Origin of the sequence: Streptomyces gobitricini (assembly GCF_039532985.1) — a bacterium.
Taxonomy (GTDB): Bacteria; Actinomycetota; Actinomycetes; order Streptomycetales; family Streptomycetaceae; genus Streptomyces; species Streptomyces gobitricini.
In genome coordinates this window covers 343,884-359,258 of the sequence record NZ_BAAASR010000015.1, presented here as the reverse complement: position 1 = coordinate 359,258, position 15,375 = coordinate 343,884, and the positions used below count along the sequence as shown (strand labels likewise).

Genomic DNA, 15,375 nt, shown 5'->3' with positions numbered 1-15,375 from the left:
GCCCCCTGCCCTTGCCGTGCCGGGAACCCTGCCGGGCCGGCCCTCCATTCCGTATCGGACACGCCGGACGCCGGACACGCCGGACGCGGCAGGATGACGGGGGCCGGGCTTCCCGGCCGTGATGGTGGGTCCGAGGAAGGGAAGGCTTGGCCCGTGTCATCGGGTTCCCCGCATGTCTCAAGACCGTGTACCGACCGGAGAGAGTCCACAGCATGAGCAGGTACGACCTGGTGGTTATCGGTGGCGGCAGTGCCGGTCTGACCGCGGCCCGGACGGCAGGGCGTTTCGGCGCCCGGACGCTGCTCGTCGAGCGGGACCGGCTGGGCGGGGACTGCCTGTGGACGGGGTGCGTATCGAGCAAGGCGCTGCTGCGTGTGGCCGCCGACGTGCAGGCCGCCCGCCGCGCCGCCGCCTACGGGCTCCCGCCGGTGCCGGGCCCGGCCGACCTGGCGGCGGCCATGGCGGAGGTGAAGCGGGCGATCGGCGCGATCGAGCCGCACGACTCGGCCGAGGCGCTCGCCCCGTACGGAGTGGAGGTCGCCCACGGCGCGGCGTCCTTCACCGGCCCGCGAACCCTGACCACGGGCGATCGGGAGGTGGCCTTCCGGTACGCCCTGCTCGCGACCGGCTCCGCACCGGCCCTGGTGCCGGTCCCCGGCCTGGCCGAGGCCGGGCCGCTGACCAGTGACACCGTCTGGGAGCTGTCCCAACTCCCGCGCCGCCTGGTGGTGCTGGGCGGTGGGCCCATCGGCTGCGAGCTGGGCCAGGCGTTCGCCCGGCTCGGCTCCGAGGTCACCCTCGTGGAGGCCGAGGACCGCCTGGTGCCCCGTGAGGAGCCTCGCGCCTCGCAGGTGCTGCGGGAGCACCTGGAGGCCGAGGGCGTCACCGTACGGACCGGGTACCGTGCCGAGAGAGTCGACGACGGCGCCGTCCACGGGCCCGGCGGCCCTCTCCCCTACGACGCGCTGCTGGCCGTCACGGGCCGCCGCGCCAACACCCGGGGCCTCGGCCTGGAGGCCGCCGGTGTGGAGCGGACCGAGACCGGCGATGTCCGCACCGACGACAGGCTGCGCACCACCAATCACCGGATCTACGCCGCCGGTGACGTCACCGGCCGTTCGGCCTTCACCCACCTGGGCGGCGCACAGGGCGCGGCGGCCGCCACCGACGCTCTCCTCGGGGTGCGCCGCCCCATCGACCACCGCGCGGTGCCCTGGGTGACGTTCACCGATCCGGAGATCGCCCGCGTCGGCCTCACCACCGAGGAGGGGCGCGAGAAGTACGGCGACGCCGTACGCGTCCACACGCTGGAGAACGACCGGGTCGACCGGGCGGTCGCAGACGGCCGCACCGAGGGCTTCACCACTCTGGTGCTGGGACCGCGCGGGAAGATCATCGGGGCCACGGTGGTGTCACCGAGGGCCGGGGAGACCATCGCCCACCTCGCGGCGGCGGTGCGTCTGGGCTGGACGCCCTCCGACTACGCCCGCACCGTCCACCCCTATCCCACCTACGCCGACGGTCCCTGGCACACGGCGCTGGCCGACGTCTACGCCCGTCTGGCCCGGGGGAGCGGCCCCATCGGCGCGCTGCTGAAGCTCCGCAGGGGGTTGATCCGGTGATCCTCCGCATCGTCCTGGGTGCTCTCCTCGCGGCGATGGCGCTGGGCCAGCTCGCTTCCTTCGACGCCATGCCGGCCATCCTCACCGCCTACGGCCTGACGTCCGGCGCGGCCTCGACCGCCCTGGCCGTGGTGTTGATCGCCGCCGAGGCGGTGACGGCCGTGTGGTTCCTCGCCCGGCCCCGCTCCCGTGCGGAGGTGCCCGTGTGGCTGTACACGGGCGTGGCGGTGGTGTGGACGGCCCTGACCGCCCAGGCGTTCGCCCGCGGACTCGTCCTGGACAACTGCGGCTGCTTCGGCACGTACGCCGCCCAGCCGCTGCGCTGGTACGTCCTGGTCGAGGACGCGCTGATGCTGCTGTACGCAGGACTGCTGTGGCGCGGACTGCGCCGGGCCCGGCCCGCCTCGCCGCCGGCCACGGTCCGTCCAGCTCAGACACCGTGGGAGAACCACTGATGCGCATCCTCGCGAAACTGCGCGTCCTCGAACGTGCCACCCGCCCCTACGACACCGGGTTCGCCGAGGCCATGGAACGCCGCTGGGCGGAACTGCCCGACGCCGCCAGAACCCCCGGCCAGATCCTCGGCCGTCACGGCGTCGGCTGCGAGGGCACCCACGGCGTCTTCCCCAGGTGCGACCTGAAGTGCACCCCCTGCTACCACTCCCGGGACGCCAACCGGGTACGCGTCGACGGCCCCCACACCCGCGAACAGGTCGCCGCGCAAATGGCTCTCCTGCGTGAGCTGCGCGGCCCGCGCGCCCACACCCAGCTCATCGGTGGCGAGGTGAGCCTGCTCGCCCCCGACGACCACGCCGCCGCCCTGGCGATCATGCGGGAGCACGGCCGGGAGCCGATGAGCTTCACCCACGGCGACTTCGACGACGACTACCTCACCCGCCTCGCGCTCGGCCCGGACGGCACCCGGCGGTTCGGGCGGCTCTCCTTCGCCGCGCACTTCGACAAGTTCATGTACGGCCGACGCGGTATCGAACGCCCGCCCAGCGAACGGGCGTTGAACCCGCACCGGGCGCGGTTCGCCGCCATGTTCCTCCGTCTGCGGCGGGAGCACGGCGTGCGGTTCTTCCTCGCCCACAACATGACCGTCACCCCGGGCAACCTCGACGAGGTCGCGGGCGTGATCCGCGACTGCCATGCGATGGGCTACGGCATGTTCTCCTTCCAGCCCGCCGCCTTCCTCGGCGACGCACGCCGCTGGAAGGAGGCGTTCCGCGAGGCGACCCCGGACGTGGTGTGGGCGGAGATCGAACGCGGCGCCGGAACCCGGCTCGACTACCGGGTCTTCGAGAACGGCGATGTGCGCTGCAACCGCACCGCCTACGGCTTCTACGTGGGCCGCCGCTGGTATCCGTTCCTCGACGGCGACGACCCGCGCGACCTCGCCGTACGCGACGCGTTCTTCCGGTACTTCGGGAAGATGACCTTCACCGGGACCCCGCCCGCCCTCCTCGCGGCCAGGGTCCTGCGGGTGGTGTTCCGGCACCCGTCCACCGCGGTGACCGCGCTGCGCTGGCTGGCCCGTACGGTCCGCCGGGTCGGGCTGCCGCGGCTGGCCCGCCACCGGATGCGGGTGCGCCCGGTCACGTTCGTCATGCACCAGTTCATGGACGCCCATGTCGTCGCCCCGGCCTGGCAGATGATGCAACGCGGCGAGCAGGCCACTGACCCGCAGCTGCGGGAGGCCCAGGAGCGGCTGGCCGCCTGCCACTACGCCATGGCCCACCCCGAGAACGGCACCCTCGTCCCCGCCTGCGTACAGCACGCCGTACTCGACCCGGCCGAGAACGCGGCCCTGCGCACCCTGCTCCCGATCGTCGAGGTCCGCGCCACCGGCGACCGCTCATCCGGAACGCCACCGAAGGAGAAGTAGCCCATGCGCATGGCCGGTTCCGTCCACCGGTTCGACGCGTGAACGCCCCCGGCCACGGGGGCGCCCCCGCGATCCTGATCATGGCGAAGCCGCCCCGGCCGGGAACGGTCAAGACGCGGCTGCACCCCCTGCTGGGCCCTGCCCGCTGCGCGGCGCTCCAGGCCGAACTCATCCGCCACACCATCGAACTGGCCACCGCCCACACCCCGCGCCGCTACCTCGCCTACGCCCCGGACGTCGGCGGGGACGCCACGGCGGTGCCTGCCGGCGTCCGGTTCCTCCTCCAGCGCGGCGAAGACCTCGGACAGCGTCTGGCCGCCGCCGTCACGGATGCCTTCGCCGACGGCGCGCGCCCGCTGCTGGTCGTCGGCACCGACGCGCCGACCCTCACCGGCGACCATCTGACCGCCGCCTTCACCGCCCTGGAGAGCCACGATGTGGCCCTGGGCCCCGCGCTCGACGGTGGCTACTACCTGATCGGCATGCGCGAGCCCCACACCTCGCTCTTCAGTCTCGGCCCGGACGTCTGGAGCACCGACCGGGTACTCGCCGCCACCCGCGCCCTCGCCCGGGGCGAGGGGCTGAGCGTGGCACTGCTGCGTCCACTGCGGGACCTGGACACCCCCGAGGACGCCGCCGCGCTCCTCCCGGACCCCGCGCTGCCCGCTCCGATCGCCGCCCTGCTCCAGCCCGTGGAGGCGCCATGACACGAGTGTCCGTCATCGTCCCGGTACTGAACGAGGAGGCCGTGATCCGCAGTGCGCTGAGCCGCCTGTGCCGCGACTTCCCCGACTGCGAGCTGATCGTCGTGGACGGCGGCTCCACCGACGCCACCGCCGAACTCGCCGCCCCGCACGCCACGGTGGTCACCAGTGAGCGCGGCCGGGCCAGGCAGATGAACGAGGGTGCCCGGCACGCGTCCGGCGACATCCTGTGGTTCGTCCACGCCGACACCGCCGTCGATCCGGGCGCCCTGGGCCAGATCCGGGCCGCACTCGCCGACCCGGCCGTGGTCGGAGGCGGCCTCACCCTCCGCTTCGACCGCCGTACACCCGCCCTGAACCACCTCGCCCGGGCGTCCAACGCCCGTGCCCGCCGCCTCCACCACATCTTCGGTGACCAGGCCATGTTCGTCCGACGCACCGTCTTCGACGCCCTCGGCGGCTTCCCCGACCTGGCCATCATGGAGGACCTGGAGATGTCGCGGCGCCTGCACCGCCGCGGCCGGCTGTGCCTGCTGCCCGCCACCTCGACGGCCTCCTCGCGCCGCCTGGTCGCCCATGGGACCTGGCGCATGATCGCCTTCATGCAGTACCTGAAGCTGCTGTACTTCGCCGGCGTCGACCCCGAAGCCATCCGGGCCCGCTACGCGGCGGGCCCCCGCCTCTTCGCGAAGAAGAGCCCGGCGGTGGCACGGAGCAGCCGTCCCTGAACGCTTCCTTCCTCTCCCCGTACGACACCCTGGAGACCGACCTCATGCGCATCGCAGTCTGCGGAGGCCCCTACGGAAACCCATACGCCCTCCAGGCATTCGTCGACGACGCCCGCATCCGAGGCGCCGAACGGTTGTTCTGCCTGGGGGACCTCGGCGGATTCGGCGCCGACGTCGACGCGCTGTGGCCGATCCTCACCGGCAACGCCGTCGAGTGCGTCGCCGGGAACTACGACGTGGCCATCGCGCGCGGCGACACCGACTGCGGCTGCGGCTACCGCGACGCCAAGGACAACGAGTACGCCCAACTGATCTACGACCACACGCTCGCCACCACCGGCCGCGACTTCGCCGCCTGGATGGGCACCCTGCCCGCCGAGCGCCGGGAGACCATCGGCGGCGCCGACGTCCACATGGTCCACGGCTCGACGCTGGCGCTGAACGACTTCTGGTGGGAGTCCCTCCCCGACGAGCAGCACCGCCTCCGGGCCGAGGCGTCCGGGGCCGACGTGGTCCTGTGCACCCACAGCGGCCTGCCCTGGCAGCGACGCGTCGGCGACACCCTCGCCGTCAACGTCGGCGTGCTCGGAAAACCCGCCAACGACGGCCGACGCGAGGTCTGGTACGCGATCCTCGACCTCGCCGACGGCACCGCCACCGCCGAGCTGATCCCGCTCGCGTACGACTGGCGGGCACAGGCCCGCTCGATGCGTGCCGCGGGGCTGCCCGAGATCTTCGCCGAGACCATCGAGACGGGCTGGTGGACCACCTGCCTGGAGATCCTGCCGCCGCGTGAGCGTTCCCGCGGCCGCTACCACCTCTACCGCTCCACCCTGCCGACCGGATTCCGGCCGGCCGATGACGGCTGGGGCGAGACCGCACCGCAGGCCCTCGTGGGCGACCGCCCGGTGGTCCCGCTGTTCGGCACCCCCTACTTCCCGCCCCGGCTGTGGATCTACACCAACTTCCACTGCAACCTGGCCTGCGACTACTGCGCGGTCGCCTCCTCCCCGAAGGCGGTTCCCCGCACCCTGCCCGCCGGCACCTTCCGCACCCTGGTCGACGAGGCCGTACAGGCCGGGTTCACCGAGCTGTACCTGACCGGCGGCGAGCCTTTCCTCCACCCCGACATCGTGGACCTCCTCGACCACGCCTCCGCCGAGCTGCCCACCGTCGTGATGACCAACGCGATGCTGCTGCGCGGCCGCCGCGCCGAGGGCCTCGCGGCGCTGGCCGACCGCGAGCTGACCGTGCAGACCTCGCTGGACGGCGCCACCGCACACACCCACGACCTGCACCGCGGCCCCGGCTCCTGGCAGCGCACCATCGACAGCATCCGCCACCTGACCGGCCTGGGACTGCCTCCACGCGTCGCCCTCACCGAGACCGAGGACAACATCCGGGAGGTCCCCGCGGTCGCCGAGCTGCTGGCCGGACTCGGCCTGCCCGCCGACCACTTCGCCGTACGACCGCTGCTGCGCCGCGGCTTCTCCGAGACCGGCGTGGAGATCGGCGAGGACTCCAGCGTCCCGGAGCTGACCGTCACCGCCGACGGACTCCACTGGCACCCCGCCGGAGCCGACCTCACCACCAGCCCCGACCTGCACCTCGCCCCCGCCGGTACCTCGCTCGCCGTGGGCAAGCAGCTGGTCACCGAGCGGTTCTTCACCGCACGCCTCACCGACGGCACCCTGCCCCGCCCCGTCCACTGCGCCATCTGACCCGTACGGAAGAGGGAGTTCACCATGGGGCGACGACACGTCGCGATCCTCGGCGCCGGGCCCGTCGGCCTCGACGCCGCCCTCGCCTGCGCCGACGCCGGACGGCCCTTCACCGTCTACGAGGCCGGGGCCGCTGCCGCCGCCCACGTACGGGCCTGGGGCCATGTCCGGCTCTTCACCCCGTGGGGCCTCAACGTCTCCCACCGGATGCGCGCCCATCTGCCGCACGCCCCGAGCGGCGAAGACTGCCCCACCGGGGCCGAACTGGTGACCCGGCTCCTCGACCCGGTCGCCGCACTGCCCGCACTGGAGGGCAGGATCCGGCTGCGTACCCGCGTCGCCGCCATCGCCCGCACCGGCCTGCTCAAACACGAGCAGATCGGCACCGGCACCCGCGCCGCCGCACCCTTCACCCTCCTGCTCGACGGACCGGACGGCGAGGACACCGCCGAAGCCGATCTCGTCCTCGACTGCACCGGCACCTACTCCCACCCCAACACCCTCGGCCCGGGCGGCATCCCCGCCCTCGGCGAACGGGCCCTCGCCCACCGCGTCACCCGCACCCTCCCCGACACCGCCGAACCCGGCCGCTGGGCCGGAACCGTCCTGCTCGCCGGAGCCGGGAAGTCCGCCCAGACCGCGGCCCGCGACCTCGCCGCCCTGCCCGGCACCCGCGTCGAGTGGGCGGTGCGCAGCCCGGGGCCCGACTGGGGCGCCGTGCCCGACGACACACTGCCCGGCCGCCGGCACCTCGTCGACACCTCCCAGGCCCTCGCCAACGGCACCCACGACCGCGTCACGGTCCACACCGGCACGCACGTCCGGGCCCTGCGACGAGCCGGTGACCGGGTGCGCGCCACCTTCGCCACCGCCGACGGCCCCCGCGAGATCGTCTGCGACCACATCCTGGCGCTGACCGGATACACCGGCGACGCCTCCCTCTACCGGCAGCTGCAGGTCCACGAGTGCTACGCCACCGGCGCCCCCATGAACCTCTCCGCCGCCCTTCTCGGCTCCGCGGGCGGCGACTGCCTCGCCCAGCCGTCCGTCGGGATCGACACCCTGCGCAACCCCGAACCGCACTTCTTCATCCTGGGCGCCAAGTCCTACGGCCGCCTCAACACCTTCCTGCTGCGCACCGGCTACGAGCAGATCGACCGGCTCACCGCCGCGTACACCGGCGAAGCGGAACTGCTGCCGGAGGGGGCCACGGAGTGACGCCGAGGGACGCGGGGTGCGCACGGGAGGAACGGGTGCCGGTCAGGGCGGGGGCTCCCCGGTCCTGACCGTGCGCACGGTCGCGCTGCCCACCGGCCACGGCCGGCGGGCGGCGCGGCCCGCTCAGTGGCTGGCGGTGAGCCGGCCGGCGAGCTTGTCGTGCATGTCGGCGCTGGGCCTGTTCAGGCCGACGATGGTGACCTTCTTGCCGCGCTGGGCGTACTTGGTCTCTATGGCGTCCAGGGCCGCGACGGAGGAGGCGTCCCAGATGTGGGCGTCGGTGAGGTCGATGACGACGTCGTCCGGGTCGTCCCTGTAGTTGAACTGGTAGACGAGGTCGTTGGAGGAGGCGAAGAACAGTTCGCCGGTGACCGCGTAGACGACCTGGTTGCCGTCGGGGTCGACCACTCCCGTCACCTCGGCGAGGTGGGCGACGCGCTTGGCGAAGATCACCATGGCGGTGATCGAGCCGAGGACGACACCGATGGCCAGATTGTGGGTGGCGACGACGGCGGCGACCGTGATCACCATGACGGTGGTCTCGCCGAGCGGCATCCGCTTGAGGGTGTTCGGCCGGACGGAGTGCCAGTCGAAGGTCGCGACCGACACCATGATCATGACTGCGACGAGGGCCGCCATGGGGATGTCGGAGACGACGGGGCCGAAGGCGATGCAGAGCACCATCAGGAAGGCGCCGGCAAGGAAGGTGGACAGGCGGGTGCGGGCGCCGGAGACCTTTACGTTGATCATGGTCTGACCGATCATGGCGCAGCCGCCCATGCCACCGAAGAACCCGGTGACGATGTTCGCGATGCCCTGGCCGAGCGATTCACGCGTCTTGTTGGAGTGGGTGTCGGTGATGTCGTCGACCAGCTTCGCGGTCATCAGTGACTCCATCAGCCCGACGAGCGCGAAGGCGAAGGCGTACGGCGCGATGGTCGTCAGGGTCTCCATCGTGAACGGCACGTCCGGCAGGCCCGGCACCGGCAGCGACGAGGGCAGCTCGCCCTTGTCGCCGACGGTCGGCACCGCGATGCCCGCCGCGACCGTGATGACGGTGAGGATCACGATCGAGACCAGCGGGGCGGGGATCACCGCGGTGATCCTCGGGAAGAGGACCATGAGCGCCAGGCCGCCGATGATCAGCGGGTACACCGGCCAGGGGACGTCGCGCATCTCCGGCACCTGGGCCATGAAGATCAGGACGGCGAGCGCGTTGACGAAGCCGACCATCACCGAGCGCGGGATGAACCTCATCAGCTTCGCCACGCCGAGCGCGCCCAGGGTCACCTGGAAGACGCCGCCGATGATGACCGCGGCGATCAGGTGGCCGAGGCCGTACTCGTGGTTGAGCGGGGCGATGACGAGCGCCATGGCGCCGGTGGCGGCGGAGATCATGGCCTTGCGGCCGCCGATGACCGAGATGACCACGGCCATGGTGAAGGAGGCGAACAGGCCGACGGCCGGGTCGACGCCCGCGATGATGGAGAAGGAGATGGCCTCGGGGATCAGGGCCAGGGCGACCACCAGACCGGCCAGCACCTCGGTGCGGAAGACCTTGGGGGAGGCCAGCCAGTCGGGCTTGGACATGCGCAGCTTCGGGGCTGCGGCGAGCGGTGAGGACATGCGACCGTTTCCGTTCGGGCGCAGGCACCCGTCAAGGGGATGCGCACGCGTCGTACTCGACTCCGCACCGGGGCGGATTGCCCGGCGGCCCGGCCACTCGGGGCCCTGCCGGGGGATTGGCAGCCGTTCCTGCTGCCGGTCGGGCATCATTGCCCGGAAGTCTGCGGGTGCCGGCGGGCCCCAAGGGGCCGCGCTCCGGCGGAACGCCCCGGTCGCCTCGGTGCGGCAGGAGCCTTCTCCGACGGGAACTTTACCCTGACGTGAGGGGAGAGTCGACCCGCGGTGGGTGAATGGCAGGTAAACGCGCTCTCGGACCATGTGATTCCAGATACGTATGCTGGAGCACTTCGAACATGCGAACGTGCGGGACGCAGAAGGAGAAGGCGTGACGATGACCGAGCGGCGGATGCAGATCGGTGAGGTGGCCGACCGGACCGGTTTGTCGCTGCGCACGATCCGTCACTACGAGGAGGTGGGCCTGGTGACCCCCTCGGCCCGCAGCAAGGGCGGCTTCCGCCTGTACACCGAGTCCGACGTGGAGCGGCTGATGGTCATCCGCCGCATGAAGCCGCTGGACTTCTCCCTCGAGGAGATGCGGGACCTGCTGGAGATCACGGACCGGCTCGCGGCGGTGGACGATCCGCCGACCGGTGAGGAGCGTGAGCGGCTGCGTGAGCGGCTCGACTCCTACCGCGAGGTCGCGGACGCGCGCTGCGAGAACCTGCGTGCTCGGCTGATGGCCGCCGAGGACTTCGCCGCCACGCTCAGGCGGCGCATGGACGGCTGACGACAGCCGCCGGGAGGGGGTCCGGTGGTCGCCGGACCGCCCCTGCTCGTGGGTCCTCGTCGGCGTCCCCGTGTGCGTCGCGGGTCACGGGCCCGGCCTGCTGGGAGCGTCCCGGTGCTTCGGTGCTTCGGTGCTTCGGTGGCCCGGTGGCCCGGTGGCGCGGTGAGCGGTGTCGTTTCCGTCGTCCTCGCTGATGTGCGTACGAGCGGTCCGTCCGGCCTTGACGGCCACATGACGCCCACGTGACGGACGACACGGAGCGCGGGCGGCACCCGCACGCCACTGGGCAGGGCTCCGGGCCCCGGTGACGGCAGCCGGAGACCACCTCGGCAGCCGCCGCAGGCCCGGCGGGGGGCAAGTGGATCACAACCGGCGCACTCTCCGGTAGCGTCACCGTATGAGTCATCCACATCCCGAACTGAGTCCCGCGCCGTCGCTGCCCGCCGGAGGGCTGAGGGTCACCCCGCTGGGGGGCCTGGGCGAGATCGGCCGCAACATGACGGTTTTCGAGCACGCCGGCAAGCTGCTCGTCGTTGACTGCGGCGTGCTGTTCCCGGAGGAGACGCAGCCCGGCGTGGACGTGATCCTGCCGGACTTCACCTCGATCCGGGACCGCCTGGACGACATCGTGGGCGTGGTCCTCACCCACGGGCACGAGGACCACATCGGCGGTGTGCCCTACCTGCTGCGCGAACGCCGGGACATCCCCGTCATCGGCTCCAAGCTGACGCTCGCCTTCCTTGAGGCCAAGCTCAAGGAGCACCACATCAGGCCGGTGACGGTGCGGGTGAAGGAAGGGCAGCGGAAGGCCTTCGGGCCCTTCGACTGCGAGTTCGTGGCGGTCAACCACTCCATCCCCGACGGTCTCGCGGTCGCCATCCGCACCGGCGCCGGAATGGTGCTGCACACCGGCGACTTCAAGATGGACCAGTTCCCCCTCGACGACCGGATCACCGATCTGCGCGCGTTCGCCCGGCTGGGGGAGGAGGGCGTCGACCTGTTCCTCACCGACTCCACCAACGCCGAGGTGCCCGGTTTCACCACCTCCGAGCGGGAGCTGAACCCGGCGATCGAGCAGGTCATGCGGACCGCCCCGCGCCGGGTCATCGTCTCCAGCTTCGCCAGCCACGTGCACCGTATCCAGCAGGTCCTCGACGCCGCCCACCAGCACGGGCGGAAGGTCGCCTTCGTGGGCCGGTCGATGGTCCGCAACATGGGCATCGCCCGCGAGCTGGGCTATCTGAAGGTCCCGCAGGGGCTCCTGGTCAGTGTCAAGGAGCTGGAGAAGCTCCCCGACCACCAGGTGACCCTGGTCTGCACCGGCTCCCAGGGCGAGCCGATGGCCGCCCTCTCCCGGATGGCCAACCGCGACCACATGATCCGTATCGGCGAAGGTGACACCGTCCTCCTCGCCAGCTCCCTCATCCCGGGCAACGAGAACGCCATCTACCGGGTGATCAACGGCCTGACCCGGTGGGGCGCCCACGTCGTCCACAAGGGCAACGCCAAGGTGCACGTCTCCGGGCACGCCAGCGCCGGGGAACTCGTCTACTGCTACAACATCGTCAAGCCCCGCCATGTCATGCCCGTCCACGGTGAGTGGAAGCACCTGCGGGCCAACGCCGACCTCGCCATCCGCACCGGAGTGGACCCGGAGCGCGTCCTCATCGCCGAGGACGGTGTCGTCGTCGACCTGGTCGACGGACGCGCCTCGATCGCCGGGAAGGTCCCCGCCGGCTACGTGTACGTCGACGGCATGGAGGTCGGAGGCGCGACGGAGGCGTCCCTGAAGGACCGCCGGGTCCTGGCCGAGGAGGGCGTCGTCACCGTCGTGGCGATCGTCGACGCCGACACCGGGGCGCTCGCCGAGGCGCCCGACTTCCTGGCCCGCGGGTTCGAGCACGACACCGCCACCTTCGAGCCGGTCATCCCGCTCATCGAGAAGACCCTGGCCGCGGCGGCCGAGGAGGGCATCGGCGACCACCACCAGCTCGAACAGCGCATCGCTCGCGCCGTCGCTGCCTGGGCGTTCCGAAGCCACCGCCGCAAGCCCCTGATCATTCCCGTCGTCATCGACGCCTGAGACGGCGGCGCGGACCGGAGGAAGCCCCCACCATGACCACCCGCTTCGAGGAACTCGACTGGAAGCCGACGCCGATCGGCGACATCAGCCTGAGGCGCCGACGCGACCCGTCGTCGGGAGACGACGTGTACGAGGTGAAGCTCGGCGACGAGTTCCTGATGTCCAGCCTCTTCACCGAGGGGGAGATCGCCCTCGCCCGGCTGGGCCTCGCGCCGCTCGCGCATCCGGAACTCGATGTCGCCGTGGGCGGCCTCGGACTCGGATACACGGCGCGCGCCGTACTGGACGAGCCCCGCGTCCGCTCCCTGGTCGTCGTCGACGCCCTGGCCGAGGTCATCGACTGGCACCGGCGCGGCCTCGTCCCGCTCGGTGCCGCGCTGAGCTCGGACGACCGCTGCCGGCTGGTGCGGGGCGACTTCTTCGCCATGGTGCGAGACGGTCACGGCCTCGACCCCCAAGCCGAGGCCCGCCTCTTCCACGCGATCCTGCTGGACGTCGACCACTCGCCCCGCCATGTACTGCACCCCAGCCACGCCGCGCTCTACCAGCAGGCGGGCCTGAGCGCCCTCGCCCGCCTGCTCCACCCCGGAGGCGTCTTCGCCCTGTGGTCCAACGACCCACCGGACGATGACTTCGTCTCCCTCCTGGCCCAGGTCTTCCATGAGGCCGCAGCCCACGTGGTGGAGTTCCCCAACCCCCTGCAGGGCGGCGCCTCGGCCAACACCGTCTACGTGGCCGGGACGGGCGAAGCTCTGCCCACGGGCGTCTGACCGCCGCGTACCCGTTCGGAGGGCGCCGTTTCCGTTCTCGTACGCGCATCACCGTCGGCGTCGTACGCCGTCGCAGGCCTCGGCGAGGCCTGCGACCGGTGCGGAGCAGTGGGTTAGGGTGCCTCGGTGACCGCACCCTCCCCAGCCCTTCCCCTCCGCAGCACCGCACTGTCCGACGCCCGGATCGTGGAGCGCGAGGAGGACGGGACCGTCCGGCCCGCGCTGGTGTGGGCGCCCGGGCCGGGGTGGCGCATGATGTCCTCCGCCGTCCTCGGCGGAGGCTGGGGCGAGCGGCACTGGGTGCTCAACGCCCAGGTGCGAGGCGGCTACCGCAGACTGGACGCCGACCGTCACCTGGCGGACGTCGCCGCCGGAGCCGGGCTGCGCGGACCTGGCGCCGGGTTGATGACCGCGGCCTCCGTACGGGACTTCCGGCATGCGACGGAGGACGGCGCGGAGGCCCTGGTCACCGCCGGAGTGGGGGTGCGCGGCTGGGCCGCGGCGCCCGGCCCCGCCACGGCCGGACCGCCGCCCGCCGGGACCATCAACATCATCGCCGCGCTCCCCGTCCCCCTGAGCCCGGGGGCGTACGTCAACGCGGTCGCGACGGTCACGGAGGCCAAGGTCCAGGCGCTGCTGGACGCGGGGTTCGACGCGTCCGGCACGCCGACCGACGCGGTGTGCGTCGCGGCGCCCGTCGCGTGCGGCGAACGGGCGGAGGAGCAGTTCATGGGCCCCCGTTCGCCGTGGGGCGCCCGGCTCGCCCGTACCGTTCACGCGGCCACCTACGCCGCATGTCTCCGCGAGCGGGAGGCAGGCCCGGCGCCGGCCCGCTGAGCCGGCGCCCGGCCGCTCGTCGTCGCCGGACCCCGTGGTCCGGCGTGCGCGCGGGGACCGCACCGGCCGGCGGGCCGGGACCGCGCCGCGGAACCTTCCCGCCCCCCCCCAACGGGCAGAAGGGCGGGAAGGCGGTCGGCGGGGCTGCGCCGCGCCCGACGGACGTCGCGCCTCCCGGTACCGGAGGGCGCGGACGAACCGTACGGTGTGCCCGCGTGTCTCGAGGTCCCGGAGGGGCGGCGTCGTCCGCTCCGGTGACGGGCGGTTCCCGGGCACCCCGGCACGAAAAACGCGGCTCATGCGCGTCGCCGCGCACGCGGGGGCGCGCTTCGGCCAGGTGTCAGAGGTCGAACTCGTGCGGCGGCAGGTCGAGCGTGAAGCACGCCTCTCGTACGACGCCCTGCTCCGTCTTGTCGAAGTCGCCGTCCGCGCCTCCGATGATGATGCCGATCTGGATGACGGCACGGGCCTCGGCGGGCTTCTTCTTCGCCTTGGCGACCTCTTGCATGACGCTGACCTTGCCGAAGTCGAAGTCGGCGGTGAGCTTGTTCAGGTTGTCGTCGAAACGGCGCTGCAGGTCGTCGGCGGGGAAGTTCTGCAACACCTCGTTGGAGGCGATCAGTTCTGCGACGCGGCGCCGTTCGGACGGGTCGACGGTGCCGTCGGCGGCGGCGACCAGGGCGCACATCGCCATGGAGGCGTCGCGGAAGGCGCCGCTCTTGAGGTCGTTCTTCTTCGCCATGAGCTGGGTCTGCATCGTCGATGCGGATTCCCTGAGGCGGTCCCAAAGGGCCATGGGTTACTCCCTCTTGCGTCGGGGTGGCCCGGGCCGGACGGGGGACCGGCCCGGGCCACCATTATTCTACAGTGATGTAGAAACTATCAGGAGCGCAAGGGCACCTTCAGCCCTTTTCACCCGTCCCCCTCGCCTCCGAAGAAGTCCCCGACCTCGTCGACCACTTGGGCCGCGCCAACCACTTAGGCCGCGTCGGCCGCGGGCACGGCCTCCGTTCCGGGGCCGGTTGTGGCGGGTGCTACCGGCCTCGCGCTCGTCCCGGACCGGGTCGGGAGGGGCCGTTCGCACATGGTGACCGCGGCGACAACGCTTGCTGATCGCCGCCTCGTCGGCCATGCTGCCGGGGACCGCGAGGCCACCGGCGAGGATGACGTGAGTGACCGGACGAAGCACTCGGCAGCCCTGCTCCTGCTGATCAGCTCTGCAGCAGCTCTCGTGATCTTCTCTCCCGACGCTGTTGACCAGCCCGTCGTTCGGTGGACTGCCCTCGGCACCGCCTGCGCCTCGCTCGTCGGCGTCGTCAGCGTCCGCCGCTCGCGGCAGCGCCGCGAGTAAGCCGGCGGCTTCCACTGCCCCGACGTCCAGGGGAGGGGCC

General features: G+C 72.2%; 14 protein-coding genes. 12 read left to right on the top strand and 2 right to left on the bottom strand.

What is annotated here, in order from left to right; genetic code table 11:
• The first annotated feature begins 212 nt into the window (after nt 1–212).
• The 7 genes from ABD347_RS14080 to ABD347_RS14050 are packed head-to-tail and all read left to right on the top strand — an operon-like array spanning nt 213 to nt 7,881.
• Entirely contained in the window at nt 213–1,622 is a 1,410-nt protein-coding gene (locus ABD347_RS14080) for a dihydrolipoyl dehydrogenase family protein (protein WP_344360741.1), read from the top strand.
• On the top strand, nt 1,619–2,077 hold the full coding sequence (locus ABD347_RS14075; protein WP_344360739.1) for a MauE/DoxX family redox-associated membrane protein: 459 nt from the start codon (nt 1,619–1,621) through the stop codon (nt 2,075–2,077). The genes ABD347_RS14080 and ABD347_RS14075 overlap by 4 nt, the downstream gene beginning before the upstream one ends.
• On the top strand, nt 2,077–3,510 hold the full coding sequence (locus ABD347_RS14070; protein WP_344360737.1) for a radical SAM protein: 1,434 nt from the start codon (nt 2,077–2,079) through the stop codon (nt 3,508–3,510). The genes ABD347_RS14075 and ABD347_RS14070 overlap by 1 nt, the downstream gene beginning before the upstream one ends.
• A 38-nt stretch (nt 3,511–3,548) precedes the next feature.
• Complete coding sequence (locus ABD347_RS14065; RefSeq protein ID WP_344360734.1) at nt 3,549–4,217, top strand: TIGR04282 family arsenosugar biosynthesis glycosyltransferase; 669 nt, start codon at nt 3,549–3,551, stop codon at nt 4,215–4,217.
• Entirely contained in the window at nt 4,214–4,942 is a 729-nt protein-coding gene (locus ABD347_RS14060; protein WP_344360731.1) for a TIGR04283 family arsenosugar biosynthesis glycosyltransferase, read from the top strand. The genes ABD347_RS14065 and ABD347_RS14060 overlap by 4 nt, the downstream gene beginning before the upstream one ends.
• Before the next feature lie 44 nt (nt 4,943–4,986).
• A complete protein-coding gene (locus tag ABD347_RS14055; protein WP_344360728.1) occupies nt 4,987–6,663 on the top strand; it encodes a radical SAM protein in 1,677 nt (558 codons plus the stop codon).
• Between the two features lie 24 nt (nt 6,664–6,687).
• Nucleotides 6,688–7,881, top strand: a complete 1,194-nt coding sequence (locus ABD347_RS14050; protein WP_344360726.1) for an FAD-dependent oxidoreductase — start codon at nt 6,688–6,690, stop codon at nt 7,879–7,881.
• Nucleotides 7,882–8,004: 123 nt separating this feature from the next.
• On the opposite strand, the gene ABD347_RS14045 is transcribed toward ABD347_RS14050, so the two are convergent.
• Complete coding sequence (locus ABD347_RS14045) at nt 8,005–9,507, bottom strand: SulP family inorganic anion transporter (RefSeq protein ID WP_344360724.1); 1,503 nt, start codon at nt 9,505–9,507, stop codon at nt 8,005–8,007.
• A gap of 391 nt (nt 9,508–9,898) precedes the next feature.
• Here ABD347_RS14045 and ABD347_RS14040 point away from each other — a divergent pair, with 391 nt between their 5' ends.
• From ABD347_RS14040 to ABD347_RS14025, 4 genes are all read left to right on the top strand, one after another.
• Complete coding sequence (locus ABD347_RS14040) at nt 9,899–10,294, top strand: MerR family transcriptional regulator (RefSeq protein WP_344360885.1); 396 nt, start codon at nt 9,899–9,901, stop codon at nt 10,292–10,294.
• A gap of 397 nt (nt 10,295–10,691) precedes the next feature.
• A complete protein-coding gene (locus ABD347_RS14035) occupies nt 10,692–12,377 on the top strand; it encodes a ribonuclease J (RefSeq protein ID WP_344360722.1) in 1,686 nt (561 codons plus the stop codon).
• Nucleotides 12,378–12,409: 32 nt separating this feature from the next.
• The gene (locus tag ABD347_RS14030; protein WP_344360719.1) at nt 12,410–13,147 is read left to right on the top strand and encodes a spermine/spermidine synthase domain-containing protein; all 738 of its coding nucleotides are present in this window, start codon (nt 12,410–12,412) and stop codon (nt 13,145–13,147) included.
• A 126-nt stretch (nt 13,148–13,273) separates the two neighbouring features.
• Nucleotides 13,274–13,984 (top strand): adenosylcobinamide amidohydrolase, encoded by a 711-nt coding sequence (locus ABD347_RS14025; protein WP_344360717.1) that lies wholly within the window; start codon nt 13,274–13,276, stop codon nt 13,982–13,984.
• A 340-nt stretch (nt 13,985–14,324) separates the two neighbouring features.
• Here the strand turns inward: ABD347_RS14025 and ABD347_RS14020 are convergent, their stop codons facing one another.
• On the bottom strand, nt 14,325–14,780 hold the full coding sequence (locus ABD347_RS14020; protein ID WP_344360714.1) for a tellurite resistance TerB family protein: 456 nt from the start codon (nt 14,778–14,780) through the stop codon (nt 14,325–14,327).
• 372 nt (nt 14,781–15,152) lie between these two features.
• Here ABD347_RS14020 and ABD347_RS14015 point away from each other — a divergent pair, with 372 nt between their 5' ends.
• Entirely contained in the window at nt 15,153–15,335 is a 183-nt protein-coding gene (locus ABD347_RS14015; protein ID WP_344360712.1) for a hypothetical protein, read from the top strand.
• Nucleotides 15,336–15,375: the final 40 nt, after the last annotated feature.